Origin of the sequence: Pelobium manganitolerans (assembly GCF_003609575.1) — a bacterium.
GTDB lineage: Bacteria > Bacteroidota > Bacteroidia > Sphingobacteriales > Sphingobacteriaceae > Pseudopedobacter > Pseudopedobacter manganitolerans.
The window spans coordinates 111305-125861 of the sequence record NZ_MBTA01000004.1 but is presented as its reverse complement, the minus strand read 5'-3'; the positions used below and the strand labels follow the sequence as shown (position 1 = coordinate 125861).

Below are 14557 nucleotides of genomic sequence, written 5' to 3'. Positions count from 1 at the left end.
GGAGGCGTAAAGGTTTGAGGTGGAAGGTGTGGCTCACTTCTCCAAATCCAACTCCGCGGCCGGGTCCCAAAATTTATTTTTAAAATCAACAATTTTATCGTCAAGCACCTTTACATCTTCTTTTGCCAACAAATCTTCCATGGCGGTTAAGCTTCCGAAATGGAATTTACCTGTTAAAACGCCATTACGGTTTACTACGCGGTGTGCTGGCACGGGCGGTGAGATTTGATGCGAGCTTGCCATTGCATAACCCACCATACGCGATGAGCCTTTTGTGCCCAAGTAACTGGCAATGGCACCATAAGATGTTACCCGCCCTTTAGGTACCAGTCGGGTAACTTGATAAACTTGCTCGTAAAAGGAAGCGCGATCCATTTTGGAGGTATAAGGTATAAGGCTTAAAGTTTAAGGTCTAATTGAAACTTTACGTAATTGATATTTTTGTCTTTTTGCAAATAAATACGCTCGTAATGCGTTTTGATCGACAGAATTTCATCGCCAGGAAAATCCTTATAAACATCTGTAGTTTGCTGTGAAATAGGCAAATTTAGCTCGGCAATTTTCTCTAGCGTGTAAGCAAAAAAGCCGTCGTTATCCGTCTTTAAATTCATGTAACCTCCATCTTTCAAAATCACTTTGTATTTTTCTAAAAAGGTAGGGTTGGTTAAGCGCTTACGCTCTAACGGACTTTGCGGTTGCGGGTCTGGAAAGGTAATCCATATCTCATCAATTTCATCCTGTGCAAAATAATCTAAGATATTTTGGATTTGGATACGCAAAAAACCAACATTTTCAATTCCTTCATCCAAAGCCATTTTTGCGCCTACCCACAAACGGTTACCTTTATAATCAACGCCCATAAAGTTTTTCTCCGGAAATTTGCGCGCCAAATTAACGCTGTACTCGCCCTTTCCGCAGGCCAACTCTAAAACAATAGGATTGGCGTTTTTAAAAAATGCAGATGCCCATTGCCCTTTAAACGCTTTTCCTTCGTCTAGTTGCTTTACATTTTTAAACGTGCCTATCTCGGCAAAACGTTGTAATTTTCTTTTTCCCACAGCTAATTTTTTGGCAAAAATAAAGGATATGGCGGTTTAACCGAAAAATATCTTCGGCTATCGCTGCTAAAGCCGTCCAATACTTTATCTTTGGGCGTTTATAAAAATTACGTTTTGGAAAAATCATCAAAAGTTTACATCGCCGGGCACAGAGGCATGGTGGGCTCTGCAATTTTGCGCAAGCTGCAAAAAGAAGGTTATACCAACATTATAACGCGTAGTTCCAAAGAACTAGATTTAAGAAATCAGCAGGCTGTGGCCGATTTTTTTGCAAGCGAAAAACCAGAGTACGTTTTTTTGGCGGCCGCAAAAGTTGGCGGAATTGTAGCTAACAACACCTATCGCGCAGAATTTTTGTACGATAATTTGCAGATCCAGAACAATGTAATTCATCACTCATATTTAAATGGCGTTAAAAAACTGATGTTTTTAGGCTCCAGCTGTATTTATCCTAAAATGGCGCCACAACCTTTAAAAGAGGAATACCTATTAACTGGTTTGTTAGAGGAAACTAATGAGCCTTATGCCATCGCAAAAATTACGGGGATCAAAATGTGCGATGCTTACCGCGCACAATACGGTTGCAACTATATATCGGCTATGCCAACCAATTTATACGGTTATAATGATAATTACCACCCTCAAAACTCGCACGTATTGCCGGCTTTGATACGCAAGTTTCACGAAGCTAAAGAACGTGGAGATGCTACGGTAACCATTTGGGGAAGTGGAAGCCCCATGCGCGAGTTTTTATTTGCGGATGATTTGGCCGACGCTTGCTACTATTTAATGCAAAACTATAACGAACCGCATTTGATTAATGTGGGCACCGGCGAAGACTTAACCATCAAAGATTTAGCTTTGCTAGTTAAAGATATAATCGGTTTTGAAGGCGAACTGGCTTTTGACAGCAGTAAACCAGACGGCACACCGCGGAAACTGATGGACGTAAGCAAACTTCACAGCAAAGGCTGGAAACATAAAGTAGAATTACGAGAAGGTATTAAATTGGCTTACCAAGATTTTTTGGAAAAACACGTTTAAAGAGAGCAAAAAGAACAAGCATCAAAGAATAAGGATAGCTGGACCACTTAAACCCTACGCCCTAAACCTTAAACCATAAACCTTGCACCTTTTATCCCTCAGCCAGTTCCACTACATCACCAATTACGATAATTGCAGGATGTGTAAGTCCGTGCGTTTTCACCAGTTCTGGCAATTGCACAACCGTGCCTTTTGCCATTTTCATATTAGGTAATGATGCATTTTGGATAATGGCCGCCGGGATGTTCGATTTACCAAATTTAACCGCCTCCTCAACAATAAACGGCAAATTTTTCATCCCCATGTAAATAACAAGCGTGGTTTTGCTTTGCAAAGCAAGCTGTATGTCTTTAGATAAGCTACCATCTTTTTTTGTTCCTGTTATTACCCAAAAACCTTCACTTATTCCTCGGTGCGTTAGCGGAATGCCACTTAAACCGATGCCCAACATGCTTGTTATGCCTGGGATATAGCTGGTTTTCATGCCGTAAGATTTTGCAAAAGCCAATTCCTCCATGCCTCTACCAAACACAAACGGATCTCCGCCTTTTAAGCGCACCAACACCTCAAACCTGTCGGCATAATGCTTAATTAAAGCGTTTATTTCATCTTGGCTATTATACTTTTTGTAGGGCGTTTTGCCTACGTAAACCAGCTCGCAACCTTCTTTTCTGTAATCTAAGAGTACTTTATTGGCTAAATTATCGTATAAAATAACGTCGGCCCGCTCCAACGCTTTGATCGCTTTTAACGTTACCAATTCCGGATCGCCCGGCCCTGCACCCACAACTATTAATTCCATATCTTTATCGCAAAACGCAAATATAAATACACGCGCCACAAAGATGGAACAAAAACCTAGTGTAAGAATAGAATATTGCCCAAAATGCGGCTGGCTGTTGCGCGCTGCTTATATGGCGCAAGAATTATTAACTACTTTTTCTGATGATTTGGAAGGTGTTTTTTTAGCGCCAGCGGAGCTTGCGGGTACGTTTAAAGTATCTGTGAATACCGGCCTTATTTTCGATAGAAAACGCGAAGGACGTTTTCCGGAAATAAAGGAACTGAAAAAATTGGTACGCGATAAAGTTAATCCCGAAAAAAGCTTAGGCCACACAGATAAGCACTAAGATTTATCGCTTAGTGTTTGCAAAACTTTCTCTAGCTCCTTATCGTCATTGGTATAAAGCTGTAGCTGATTCTTTTGGTCATACACGTAAATTGCCGGATAACGCTTTGGCAAAAAGGTAGGCACAAAAGCGTAATTGGTATCTCGTAAAATTTTTACGTTTGTAGCGTTGGGGATTAATGGCGCGTATTGTTGCATAAACATATTGATGGATTTTTGCTCATCTAAAGTAACAAACAACACATTCACCTTTGAAAGCTCTTTTAAATGCATATTAAAAAAAGCCGAAGCTTTTTGGCAATGCGGACAGGTTGCATCAAAAAACACAATTAGGGTCTTTTTATTTTTATCCAAATCGGCCTGCGTGGTATGTCCGCCTTTTACGTTTACGAAATCAAAATCGGGCATTTTTTGAGCTGGCTCTTGTGCAAACACAAAAGCAGACAATAGCATCAGACATAAAAACTTAGCAAAACGTATCATCACAAAAAATATTTAAATAAAATCTCCTTTATGGAATTGGCATTAAAATTACATCTCTATTAAAACTAAAAAGAATAATAATAACGAAACCATGCCCTATACAGCTCAATATTACAAAAAGATGTTTACTGCGGGCACATATTTTTAAAACCCTTAAAACAATAATCAGATGAAAAAGTTCCTCTTAATTGCAATCATAGCTTTTGCTAGCACTTCATTATTTGCCCAAAACGCCGACTTACGTAAAAAAATAGAGGTAAGCGGCAGCGCCGAACAGGAAGTTACTCCAGATGAAATTTACATCGGCATCTCTTTAAAAGAGTACATGAAAGACAATAAAAACAAAGTTGGTATCGATGAGCTTGAAGCGCAATTGCAAAAAGCAGTTACTAAAGCGGGCATTGCGCAAGAAGATTTTATGATCAACAACATTAACGCTTACAACAATTATTGGGATAAAAAGAAAGACCCTGCCTTTTTAGCTTCTAAACAATACAGCATTAAGGTAAAAGACTTAAATAAGTTTAATGCTTTGATTGCTGCGTTGGACCCGAAAGGAATTGCTTACTCTAACATTGAGCGTTATGCTTACTCTAAAGAAGACGAGCTTAAAAAAGAGTTAAAAATTAAAGCCTTGAGGCAGGCGAAAGAGAAAGCCACCTATTTGGTAGAAGCTATCGGGGAAAAATTGTGGGGTGTAATAGAAATCAGCGAATCGGACAATAGCAGTTTTCCGCAACCTATTTACCGCACGGCTATGCTAAAAACACAGTCTTTTGAGTCTGCCGATGCAGCCTCCCCTATTGATTTTAAAACCATTAAAATTAGCGTGAACATTAGGGCGGTATTTGAGATTAAATAATAAAAGTGATTGGTGAACAGCTAGTCAGCCAATACTAAAACCAAAAAAGCGGCTGAACCATAAGGTTCGCCGCTTTTTTTATAACCTAGTTTAAAATCTTAGAAGCGCTCGTCGGCAGCAAAAAAGAAATCGCCTTCAATTTTAGCGTTCTCATCAGAGTCTGATCCGTGTACTGCGTTTGCATCAATTGATTTCGCATACTTTTGACGGATGGTACCTTCTGCCGCTTCTGCAGGATTGGTAGCACCAATTAATTTTCTGAAATCTTCAACAGCGTTGTCTTTTTCCAAAATTGCCGCTACAATAGGTCCAGAAGACATAAAGTCTACCAGCTCGCCGTAAAAACCGCGTTCTTTGTGCACTGCATAAAACTCGCCAGCTTTTTCTTTGCTTAGCTGGGTGTATTTCATCGCGATAATTTTAAAACCGCCGTTGATAATATCATTTAAAATAGCGCCAATGTGCCCGTTAGCTACCGCATCAGGCTTAATCATGGTAAAAGTTCTGTTCGTTGTCATGCTTGATTTTTAAAATTGCAGCAAAAGTAGGTTTTTAAAATCGTATCCAAAAGTATTGATATAATTTTCGGATGATTTGATTAACTTCGCCATCTTATATAGCCAGATGATTGACTTAAATGCGCTGAAAGCGAAACTAGCTGAAACCTGCAAAATTGTAATTACCACGCACCACAAGCCAGATGGCGACGCAATGGGCTCGTCTTTAGGATTATACAATTATCTAATCCAAAAAGGCCATCATGTAAAAGTGATCAGTCCAACAGATTATCCTTACTTTTTGCAATGGCTACCCAATAATCCAGAGGTTATTATTTATACTGATGCGGTAGCCGAAAGCCAAGCTTTAGTTGCAGATGCCGATCTTATTTTTTGCTTAGATTTTAATACGCTTTCGCGGATTAACGAGCTTGGCGAAGAGGTGCGCAAAGCGAAGGCGATAAAAGTGATGATAGACCATCATCTGGAGCCAGAAGGGTTTGACGATTTTAGACATTGGAACATCAACGCTTGCGCTACTGCCGAACTGATTTATGATTTTATTGTGAACTTGCTGAATGACGGCGAGCTAATTAATAAAGACGTTGCTACCTGCTTGTACACCGGCATCATGACCGATTCCGGATCGTTCCGCTTCCCTAATGTTACCGCAAATTTGCACCGCATTGTAGCCGTATTGATAGAAGCTGGCGCCGAAAACTGGCGGATACACCAAAACGTGTTCGACAATGCTTCTGAAGGTCGTTTACGCTTTTTGGGCTATTGCTTAAGCAACAAACTGGAAGTACTGCGCGAATATAATACGGCATTGATTACCGCCAGCAAAGAGGATATCGCAAAATTTGACATCCAAACAGGTGAAACCGAAGGAATTGTAAACTATGCCCTCTCTTTAAGCGGAATTAAATTAGCTGCTTTTATTGTTGAACGTAAAGACAAAATAAAATTATCTTTGCGCTCGGTTGGTACTTTCCCTGCAAATGAAATCTGTAAAAAATATTTCAATGGCGGGGGGCACAGAAACGCTGCAGGCGGGCAATCAGACGAGTCGTTAGAAACGGTGGTTGCACAGTTTAAAGCGGTTTTGCCCGAATATAAAAATTTGCTTTTGCAGTAGTTTGTAGGGAGCAAGGATTAAAGAGTAAAGAGCAAAGACGACGGTGGCCGTTAACAGAATGCAATTAAAAACGAATAAATATAAATGAAAAAATCCCGAAAGGGATTCTTGAATGCAATTAAAAAAAGATATATAACGAATGAAAACATCCCGAAAGGGATTCTTGAATGCAATTAAAAAAAGATATATAACGAATGAAAAAAGGATTATTGATTTTATCCGTAGCGGCACTTGGTTTTGCGGCTTGTAACGGAGGTTTTAAAAAAGGCCCTGCGGGTTTAATGTACAACATTCATGATGATGTGAAAAGCGATTCCATTGCGGATGGCGATTTTATCAGCTTAAACATCATCGCTAAAACAGATGGCGACTCCGTTTTATATAATTCTTACGAGTTAGACCGCCCGTCGCAAACTTTTGTATCTAAACCATCTTATGACGGTGATTTATTTTACGCCATTAAATTGTTGAGCAAAGGCGATAGCGCAACTTTCAAAATTGATTTAGACTCGGCCGAAGCTAAAGGCCAGCCGAAGCCACAAGGCATCAAAGGTAAATACATCATTTACACCGTAAAAATTGAGGAGGTAATCCACAAAGACACGGCTAACCAACAGGCTTTCCAAGAAAAAATAGAAAACTACTTTAAAGCAGAAGGCGACAAAGCTAAAAACGCCGAAGCGGGTAATATCAAAAAATACTTGGATAAAAACAGCATTAAGGCAGAGACCTTGCCTTCAGGTTTATTTATTGCCACCACTACTGCTGGCACTGGCGTTCAGCCGGTTGCAGGTGATAGCGTTGTAGTTAACTACACCGGCAAATTGCTATCGGGCAAAGTGTTTGATACCAGCGTTGAGGCAGAAGCTAAAAAAGCGAATATTTTTAATCCGGCACGCGCACCTTACCAGCCACTAAGCCTAATTATTGGCAAAGGAAATGTAATTCCAGGTTTTGATGAAGGCGTAATGCACATGAAAAAAGGCGGTAAAGCTACCGTTATTATCCCATCTAAATTAGGTTACGGCGACAGAGGAATGCCAGGCGGTATGATTGGTCCGTTTACTCCACTGATTTTTGAATTGGAACTGGTAAACGTTATCCAGAAAAACGAAGCACCGGCAGCTCCGGCTCCGGTAGCGCCGGCGCAATAAGCTGAGTGTATCTATAAAATTAAAAAGAGGCTGTCTCGAAAAACAATTGAGGCAGCTTTTTTATTATAAAAATTTTCTATTCGTGTTAAAAAAATCAAGTATGTATAATAAAAATGGAATGATTTTTTAGGAATAAAAAGGCCGTCCTTTGAGAAAGCATCTTTAGCTAATTCTCTACCAGTTATATCACTCGCTTGCTTTTGGCGATGTTCACGGCCTCTACTTTCGAATGTACTTGCAGTTTGCGGTAAATATTTTCGATATGCCGACGTACGGTAGACGGTGAAATAAATAAATTTTCCGCGATTGCGGTATAAGGCAAGCCAACCGCCAATTGCTCTAATATTTCAATTTCTCGCTCGGACAGATCGTGGTTCAAGTGGTGTTCATGCAACTGCGAAGTTAGTGGACTGCGTAAAAGATTTATCGCCTTTCTGGCTATAGAGGGTGTCATTGCTGCACCGCCCTCCAAAGTTTGAACAATGGCCAAATACAGTTCCTGCGCAGAAACATCTTTAAGCAAATACCCATCGGCACCCGCCTGTATTGCCTTAAAAATATTCTCGTCATCATCAAAAACGGTAAGCATAATGATTTTAATCTGCGGATATTTTTGCTTGACCAAAGCGGTTGCTTCAATGCCGTTTTGTTTGGGCATTTCGATATCCATAAGGATAAGGTCTGTCTGACGGTTTTCATTGAGCTTGTCCATACATTCCAGACCGTTGTTGGCGGTAAAGGAAATGCTTATGTCTTCAAAAAACGAAAGTTTTTCTTTTACACTTTTTATCAGGAAATTATTGTCTTCTATAACGGCTATGCGTATTTTCATAACTAAATACTTATGGGTTATTTCACTCCAAACGACACACTCGTTCCACGACCTGCTGTGGAACTTAACGCTAATTCATCGCCCAGCTCCGAAGCCCGTTTCCGCATATTCAACAGTCCGTTGCCTGCCTCCACGTCTTTTTCTACGAAGCCTTTGCCGTTGTCTGTTATCTGGAAATGGATATTGTCATCTTCTTTGCTTATCCGTATTTCTATCTGTTCGGCTTGGGCATATTTCAGGGCATTGTTGGTGGCTTCCTGTACAATGCGGAAAATATTCAGCCCCTGCAATCCTGTGAATGCTGTATCATCCGGTATATTTTTATCCGTTACCAACGAAATACGAATGTTGGGATAGGAATGTTTGGCTTTTTCGATAAAGTTGGCAATACGGCTTTGCAGGTCTTTTACGGTAATGCCCGACTTGTTCATTGCCCAAATGGTATCTCGAAGCTCCTGAATGGTTTCTTTGGCAAAAGTACCGACATTGCTTAACCTGCCTGTCAGTTGCTCGTTTTTATCGGCAACATAATATTTAATGGTGTCTATAGCGGAAACGATAAACGATAGCTGTGCCCCGATATTGTCATGTAAATCCCGTGATATTGACAGTCGCTGTTCCTGCAAGCGGTTCTGTGTTCCGATTTTCTCCAGCGCCAGTTTCAGCTCGTTATCTTTCTGCTGTTTGATGTTTTTGAGCACCTGCTGTTTGTAAAGCAAAAAGCCCATCAGCCCGATGATAATAGCCAATGCCGTTAACCCAAAAATCCAGAAGTCCCGGTTTTTTAGCGCAAGCTGGTGGTCTGCTATTTTTGCCCGTTGCGCTAGGATCTGTTTTTCTTTTTCGGCGGTCTCGTATTTTGTTTGTAGCCTGAAAGTTTCCTTTGCCTTTTCGATAACAAACAAGCTGTCTTGTGTTGATTTGTTTATCGAGAAGAAATCGGCAGATTTCTGATACTTGCCCTGTATTCTGTAAATTTTTGCTAAAATCTCAGAGGTAGAGGCAATTTCGGGCAGAAGTTTTAGTTTCTGGGCATTTTTGTAAGCCGTTAATGCGGTTTTTTCGGCTTTAGCGATACGGTTCTGCTGCATGTACAAATCGGCAAGATAACCTTGTGTAATGATCAGATCTTTTTCGTCTTTGTTGTCTGCCTTTATGCGGATGGCTTTTAGGTAATATTCTTCTGAAAGGGGATAGTTTTTTAAACCCTTATATGCAGTGCCCAGGTTGACATAAGGATAGCTTAATAGCCTTTCTTTGCCGTTTTTTTTAAACTCTGTTACTACTTTTTTAGCGTAGGGGATGGCTTCTTTGTATTTCTTTTGATGGACTAAGTTGTTCGACAAATTATTTAGGGAATATACAAGATAGGTCTGGTAATCGATATCTTCACATATACGTATGGCTTTTTGGTAACAGGCATTTGATTTTTTGTATTCCTTGATTTCAAAATACACAATACCCAAATTGAAATTCGATCTCGCTATTGAATGTTTGTCGTTTGTTTTTTTTCCATACTCTAAGGCTCTCTGTAGATTGTCTGCTGCCAGGTTAAACTCTCCAAGACTTACATATTCTATTCCTAAACTATTGTGGATTGTTGCGAGGGTTTCATAATCATTTCTGTTTTTGTAGTAGGGAATCAGTGCTTCTGTCTTTCTAATTGCAAGATTATAATCTCCTTGCTCGGCAATCAGGAAAGTATCAAAAAGTTCCCATCTTTTCTTTAAAAGTCCATCGTGTTTTATCAGTTTTTTTGTGTCGTTTCTATAAAAAATAGCACTATCTAAATTGATGTTTCTGAATTCGTCTCCAATCAAAAGCTTATAGTGGATTTTTAAGGAGTCGTTATCGCTTTGGTTAAGTAAGCGTTTTAGGCTGTCGATTTTGCTTTGCCCGGTTTGTGCATACGAGCTACTGAAAACAAAAAAACAGACGGTTAAAAGTATCTTTTTTAGCATAGGCTCATGAACAGTGAATTTGCTATCAATATAAAAATTATTTTACAAGCAGGGTTCCGGTTTCCTAAGTTTTTATTTAATAGGTTCATATAGGACGTGAGTACGTTTTTCAGGGTTTCCGCCAGCACTTCCGCTTCTTCTTGCGGGTAGTTTTCTTCGTGGTATACGGTCGGGAATTTTTGTTCCATTTCGATTAACCGCTCGTTGATGATGACATTGATTTCGTCTTCGCAGCTAAGAGCTTCCGCTTGCATTTGCCGTATGCTGAAACGGCGTTGCAATTCGGCCATTTGGCTGTTTTCGGATGTGTGCAGACTGCTGTATGTATCAAAATATTTTTGAAGCAACCACACGATTACCAACAGCAGACCGATAATTACCATAAACAACAAGGCTAAAGCTATCATACTACATTCTTTTGTTTTTTCTTCTAATTCTTCTCCATTTGAAGATTGCCCAAATGATAATAACCACCGCAATAAACCCAATGATGAACGGTGCGAAGACCACAAAAAGCGTGAGCAGTCCGGGAAATGCTCCCCAAAAGGTGCTTTCTACTTTGTAGGGGTCGCCTATTTGTACGTCGGTATAGGTAAGGGTTTCCAATGCGGATTGGCTCATTTCGTCTATTTTTGAAAAGAGGTTTTCGGTCTGGAGGAGGGCTTTCTCAAACACAAAATGTTCGTTGTGTTCGTAATAGGTTACCACCAAATTGTCCTTTGGTGTGGGCGAAAAGTTGGTTTTCGCTCCGGCATAGAGCTTATGCGTTTCGTTGTATCGGAAACCAAAACCCTGCGAAATTCCGTTGATATTTTCGGTCGTTAAACCGTCCATCAGCTGTACATAAAAACTGCCTTTCTCAATCGGGTTTTTCCATACGCTACCGCTTTCGAGCAGATAGATAAATGCATTGTGACTTTCGGTATTGTAACCTTTTCTAACTTTCGCGTTGTTGGTGTTCACTACAAAATAAACCTCTACCGTCTGGCTTTCTTCGGGAGCAAAATTCATCTGCCATACCATCCAATTATCGTCCGAAGGCACGGCACTGCTATTGTCGTTGTTAAGCTCGGGATGGCTCTCGGGCAAGAGTGAGAGCCATTGATTTTTAGCTTTTACTTTGAAACTGCTCAGGCTATCGAGCACTACTTCATTCAGCTCAATATCACCGCCATAGTAAATACCATTAATGGGGTAGCCCATTTTGAAATTGAGTTTATCTTTAGTAGTGTTGCGAAACAGGTAAGTGCCTTTTACCACCGCATAGCCTTTGTACAATTGAATGTAGATTTTTTCTTCTACCATCTGCACTTTTTTGAACGTAAGACTATCTTCGGGATAGAGCATTGTAAAGACCGTACCACCTGCATTCCAGACGCCGGGTTGTGCGGCATTGGCAAACACTTTTTGAGATGTGGCAACAGCAATCAGAAAAAGTGCCGTTACTAAAAATTTATGTACTATCGTTTTCATATCAGTATGTGTTTTTAAGGTAATTTGGTTTGCTCCAGCATCGCTTCAAATATATGTAGCTTTTTATGCCTGAAATCGGTTGTACCGGTGGTCGTTCCGTCGGCAAATTCTGTTTTGAAAAAACCGATACCGGCAATTTTTCTGGCTTGCAAATCTACTTCAGCTTCGGTGTAGATATTGTTGTTTTCGTCACGTAAGTACAGCACCATTCGGTAAGGCTTCAGTTCTTTTGGGTTTTTCTTGTATGCTTGTAAAGTTTGGTCGGAATACGATTGTAAATCAAATGGCAGATTATCGCTTGGTGCTTCTTTGTCGAAACGCAAAATGCCTTTCAATAGTTTATTTTGTGCGGTGCTGTCTTCGATGAGCTTAAATTTGATTTCGCCGAAATGATGACCCATCGCACCTTTGAGGTAAGCCGTAGCATAGAAATAGCTTTGTGGTTCTACGAAAGAGAGTATTTCTTTGTCTTCGAGGTAAAAATAATTAGTTACGATGTCGGCTTCGTTCGGTACTTTTTGCCGATGGATTTCCTTGTACAATTTTCCTTTGGCAGAATAATAACGCTCCGTAACGGACTGCGTACCGTCTATGTCGGCTTCTATTTCGGTCAATAAACTGTCTTTGTAGCGGAATTTGATATGGCTTTTGCTTCCGTCTTTGAAACGGATTTTTTCTTCGGTAATCCTGCTTTGCTTGTCGTAAAGGTAGGTGTACGTCCTGTTCAGGTACGGATAGCTGTATATCCACAGTTGTTTATGCAAACGCCCCTGTTTGTACGCACTTTGGGATTTTGCCCAACTTTCGTCCAAAAAACTTTGGTTTTCGTAGCTTTCGATGTTGCCGTCTGCATTAAAAGTTTGGGTTACTTTTTCTACTTCTTCTAAATTTTTTACGCTTCCGTCATTTGCATAATCAATGCTGTAATATAGTTGCGTTACTTTCTTAATGGGTTTGGTATAGCCGTAATCTTGATACGTAATGTCGGGCAAGGTTTGGGCATAAGCCGCATGACAATATATAATCAAACTGAAAAAATGGATAAATATCTTTTTCATATCACTATTTAACTTGAATATGCTAATTGAGCCTATATATCTTGTTATCATTAAAAAAATAAAAACTACCGTTGTTGCCAACCACTGGCACACGTGGTGTCGAGGTATGAAAACTTCTGCCCGTTGGTGCATTATAGGTAACTTCACCTTTTAATTCACCACTTACTCCATTTCTTTTGTAGTATTGATAGTATAGCTGACTACCCCCATTGTGATTAAACTGTACTAAATCTCCATCGCTGGTTTCTGCCACAAAAACAACAACAAAATCGGTAGTGCTTTGCCATGTTTTTCCAAAATCAATAGAATATTGAAAAAATGTTTTGCCACCTACTCTTGCAGAAACATAGCTTAAAAAACCATCTTTGGTAAAAGTTTCAGGTCCTTGCCCCGACTTGCCATCATACGATGCACCAGGTAACAGTGTCCAATTTTTTAAATCGCTACTGGTTAGCATTTTAAAACTATTAGAATAACTTGTGCCATAAGTACTGGTGTAGGTAGAAACTGTTTTGCACATGCCATAATAAGTGTTTCCAATTTTTTTAACTTCAACCAAATTGTTTGTAATGGGCGAAGCTGTTTTTTCCCATGTATCGCCATTGTTTGCAGAATACATAAGCTCGTTATTCCCACTTACAAAAACATGGTTGCCATCTTGATACACAAAACTGAAAGTACCGCTTAGGTTTAAAGGCTTGAAAGTATTTGTTTTTCTATCGTAACGAATAACGGTATCAGCTCCTGCTGTTTCGCCATTGTAATAACTGTGAAAAGGCTCTATTTGATATATTGCATACACTTCGTTTTCGGTAATGTAGGCGTTTTTAAAATGTCTAGCTTCTTTTAGTAAACCCGAAATTTCTTCTGTTTTTCCTGTACTTATTTTCTTTGCTACCAGCGGATACATTTCGTAGGTATAATCGCCTTTACATACGGTATAGGTTGATTTGGGATAACCCACCATATTGCCGTTGGTAATTTTAAACATGATGGGCTTACCGCCATACGGAGAAACAGTAGCGAAAACATCCCCACTTTTGTTAATTTCTATTTTTTGAGGATTTTCGTAATAGTTGTTGTACGGAGCAGGCCAGTCAAAGGTTTGAATAGCGTTTTTCTGGCCGGTTTGATACACATGAAATCCCTTTTGATCTGCAACAACCAATTTATCGTACCCATTAAAATAAAATTTAGATGGTTTTGATACATTGCTGGAAGTAAAATACAAACGAACAATATTCATGGGATGAAAAACCCACTTGTTGTCGGTCGGTTTATGAATGTTCAACCCATTTGCACTGATAAAAGCAATTCCACCGTCTTTGTCTTGTCCGCAATATTTGCCTAAGGTATCTGCTTTGGTATTAACTACTGTACTTTCGCCATTATTACTGTTTATCAGGGTTATTTTATTAGCGTTATAGGATACATTTACATCATAGATATAATCATCTTTGCCCAGTATAAACTCGCCTCCCGTAATGTAATATGTAAAACCTGCATCGGCTTTTCCTAATCTGCTAAACTGACGGCTACCAACTTGCGGGTCGTAAACATAAAAACCCTTATCATTAACGGATAAAACGTTTTTAACCGAACTGAGGTTTTGCCAAGTAGCGCCACCATCGTTACTGTATTGATACAGATTGTTTGCAGAATTACTTTTTATTACCATGTAATTGCCGTTAAAAGATGTCATAAGTTCTGCGGCGTCGTTAAACATGGTGCCCGGGTATACTTCTTCAACCGTACCATCTTTATCGCCCTGTTGCCCCTGAGGTTCGTTTTTTGGTTTTTTGCAGGAAAATAGGGATAAGAGTAATACTAACCCTAAGCTTATTAAGTTGTTTTTCTTCATTTTGTTT

The 14557-nt window shown here is 39.7% G+C and carries 16 protein-coding genes; 5 read left to right on the top strand and 11 right to left on the bottom strand.

From position 1 onward, the window contains the following. Positions 1–33: 33 nt before the first annotated feature. Together BCY91_RS04590 and trmB are read right to left on the bottom strand one after the other, a co-directional pair. Entirely contained in the window at positions 34–375 is a 342-nt protein-coding gene (locus BCY91_RS04590) for an MGMT family protein (RefSeq protein ID WP_120180842.1), read from the bottom strand. Between the two features lie 23 nt (positions 376–398). Then, entirely contained in the window at positions 399–1058 is a 660-nt protein-coding gene (gene trmB, locus BCY91_RS04585) for a tRNA (guanosine(46)-N7)-methyltransferase TrmB (protein ID WP_120180841.1), read from the bottom strand. Between the two features lie 114 nt (positions 1059–1172). Between trmB and fcl the strand changes: the two genes are divergently transcribed. Continuing rightward, on the top strand, positions 1173–2102 hold the full coding sequence (gene fcl / locus BCY91_RS04580) for a GDP-L-fucose synthase (RefSeq protein ID WP_120180899.1): 930 nt from the start codon (positions 1173–1175) through the stop codon (positions 2100–2102). Positions 2103–2193: 91 nt separating this feature from the next. Here the strand turns inward: fcl and cobA are convergent, their stop codons facing one another. Then, complete coding sequence (gene cobA / locus BCY91_RS04575) at positions 2194–2904, bottom strand: uroporphyrinogen-III C-methyltransferase (protein ID WP_120180840.1); 711 nt, start codon at positions 2902–2904, stop codon at positions 2194–2196. Between the two features lie 43 nt (positions 2905–2947). Between cobA and BCY91_RS04570 the strand changes: the two genes are divergently transcribed. Beyond that, a complete protein-coding gene (locus tag BCY91_RS04570; RefSeq protein WP_120180839.1) occupies positions 2948–3232 on the top strand; it encodes a SelT/SelW/SelH family protein in 285 nt (94 codons plus the stop codon). Here BCY91_RS04570 and BCY91_RS04565 read toward each other — a convergent pair. Then, positions 3229–3714: a peroxiredoxin family protein gene (locus BCY91_RS04565; RefSeq protein WP_120180838.1), complete on the bottom strand. Its 486-nt coding sequence runs from the start codon at positions 3712–3714 to the stop codon at positions 3229–3231. The genes BCY91_RS04570 and BCY91_RS04565 overlap by 4 nt on opposite strands. A 169-nt stretch (positions 3715–3883) precedes the next feature. Here BCY91_RS04565 and BCY91_RS04560 point away from each other — a divergent pair, with 169 nt between their 5' ends. After that, entirely contained in the window at positions 3884–4576 is a 693-nt protein-coding gene (locus BCY91_RS04560) for an SIMPL domain-containing protein (protein ID WP_120180837.1), read from the top strand. 98 nt (positions 4577–4674) lie between these two features. Here BCY91_RS04560 and BCY91_RS04555 read toward each other — a convergent pair whose 3' ends face one another. Next, positions 4675–5094: a nucleoside-diphosphate kinase gene (locus BCY91_RS04555; RefSeq protein ID WP_120180836.1), complete on the bottom strand. Its 420-nt coding sequence runs from the start codon at positions 5092–5094 to the stop codon at positions 4675–4677. A 106-nt stretch (positions 5095–5200) separates the two neighbouring features. On the opposite strand from BCY91_RS04555, the gene BCY91_RS04550 reads away from it, so the two are divergent. Both BCY91_RS04550 and BCY91_RS04545 read left to right on the top strand, forming a co-directional pair. After that, positions 5201–6211, top strand: coding sequence for a DHH family phosphoesterase (locus BCY91_RS04550; RefSeq protein ID WP_120180835.1), 1011 nt, complete (start codon positions 5201–5203; stop codon positions 6209–6211). 194 nt (positions 6212–6405) lie between these two features. Then, complete coding sequence (locus tag BCY91_RS04545) at positions 6406–7365, top strand: FKBP-type peptidyl-prolyl cis-trans isomerase (protein ID WP_120180834.1); 960 nt, start codon at positions 6406–6408, stop codon at positions 7363–7365. Positions 7366–7546: 181 nt separating this feature from the next. Here the strand turns inward: BCY91_RS04545 and BCY91_RS04540 are convergent, their stop codons facing one another. Genes BCY91_RS04540 through BCY91_RS04515 form a run of 6 tightly spaced genes read right to left on the bottom strand, consistent with a single transcriptional unit; the run spans position 7547 to position 14550 of the window. Further along, complete coding sequence (locus tag BCY91_RS04540) at positions 7547–8197, bottom strand: response regulator (RefSeq protein ID WP_120180833.1); 651 nt, start codon at positions 8195–8197, stop codon at positions 7547–7549. 17 nt (positions 8198–8214) lie between these two features. Next, positions 8215–10158: a tetratricopeptide repeat-containing sensor histidine kinase gene (locus BCY91_RS04535; protein WP_120180832.1), complete on the bottom strand. Its 1944-nt coding sequence runs from the start codon at positions 10156–10158 to the stop codon at positions 8215–8217. Continuing rightward, positions 10152–10565, bottom strand: a complete 414-nt coding sequence (locus BCY91_RS04530) for a hypothetical protein (protein ID WP_120180831.1) — start codon at positions 10563–10565, stop codon at positions 10152–10154. Before BCY91_RS04530 ends, BCY91_RS04535 begins: the two co-directional genes overlap by 7 nt. A 1-nt stretch (position 10566) precedes the next feature. Beyond that, positions 10567–11631 (bottom strand): hypothetical protein, encoded by a 1065-nt coding sequence (locus tag BCY91_RS04525; RefSeq protein ID WP_120180830.1) that lies wholly within the window; start codon positions 11629–11631, stop codon positions 10567–10569. Between the two features lie 14 nt (positions 11632–11645). Further along, positions 11646–12689: a hypothetical protein gene (locus BCY91_RS04520; protein WP_120180829.1), complete on the bottom strand. Its 1044-nt coding sequence runs from the start codon at positions 12687–12689 to the stop codon at positions 11646–11648. Positions 12690–12711: 22 nt separating this feature from the next. Beyond that, positions 12712–14550, bottom strand: a complete 1839-nt coding sequence (locus BCY91_RS04515) for a hypothetical protein (RefSeq protein ID WP_120180828.1) — start codon at positions 14548–14550, stop codon at positions 12712–12714. Positions 14551–14557 lie beyond the last annotated feature (7 nt).

Coding starts and splice junctions, on each gene's coding strand:
- BCY91_RS04590 (WP_120180842.1), bottom strand. CDS start 375: ATGGATCGCGCTTCCTTTTACGAGCAAGTTTATCAAGTTACCCGACTG.
- cobA (WP_120180840.1), bottom strand. CDS start 2,904: ATGGAATTAATAGTTGTGGGTGCAGGGCCGGGCGATCCGGAATTGGTA.
- BCY91_RS04570 (WP_120180839.1), top strand. CDS start 2,948: ATGGAACAAAAACCTAGTGTAAGAATAGAATATTGCCCAAAATGCGGC.
- BCY91_RS04565 (WP_120180838.1), bottom strand. CDS start 3,714: ATGATACGTTTTGCTAAGTTTTTATGTCTGATGCTATTGTCTGCTTTT.
- BCY91_RS04560 (WP_120180837.1), top strand. CDS start 3,884: ATGAAAAAGTTCCTCTTAATTGCAATCATAGCTTTTGCTAGCACTTCA.
- BCY91_RS04555 (WP_120180836.1), bottom strand. CDS start 5,094: ATGACAACGAACAGAACTTTTACCATGATTAAGCCTGATGCGGTAGCT.
- BCY91_RS04550 (WP_120180835.1), top strand. CDS start 5,201: ATGATTGACTTAAATGCGCTGAAAGCGAAACTAGCTGAAACCTGCAAA.
- BCY91_RS04545 (WP_120180834.1), top strand. CDS start 6,406: ATGAAAAAAGGATTATTGATTTTATCCGTAGCGGCACTTGGTTTTGCG.
- BCY91_RS04540 (WP_120180833.1), bottom strand. CDS start 8,197: ATGAAAATACGCATAGCCGTTATAGAAGACAATAATTTCCTGATAAAA.
- BCY91_RS04535 (WP_120180832.1), bottom strand. CDS start 10,158: ATGCTAAAAAAGATACTTTTAACCGTCTGTTTTTTTGTTTTCAGTAGC.
- BCY91_RS04530 (WP_120180831.1), bottom strand. CDS start 10,565: ATGATAGCTTTAGCCTTGTTGTTTATGGTAATTATCGGTCTGCTGTTG.
- BCY91_RS04525 (WP_120180830.1), bottom strand. CDS start 11,631: ATGAAAACGATAGTACATAAATTTTTAGTAACGGCACTTTTTCTGATT.
- BCY91_RS04520 (WP_120180829.1), bottom strand. CDS start 12,689: ATGAAAAAGATATTTATCCATTTTTTCAGTTTGATTATATATTGTCAT.
- BCY91_RS04515 (WP_120180828.1), bottom strand. CDS start 14,550: ATGAAGAAAAACAACTTAATAAGCTTAGGGTTAGTATTACTCTTATCC.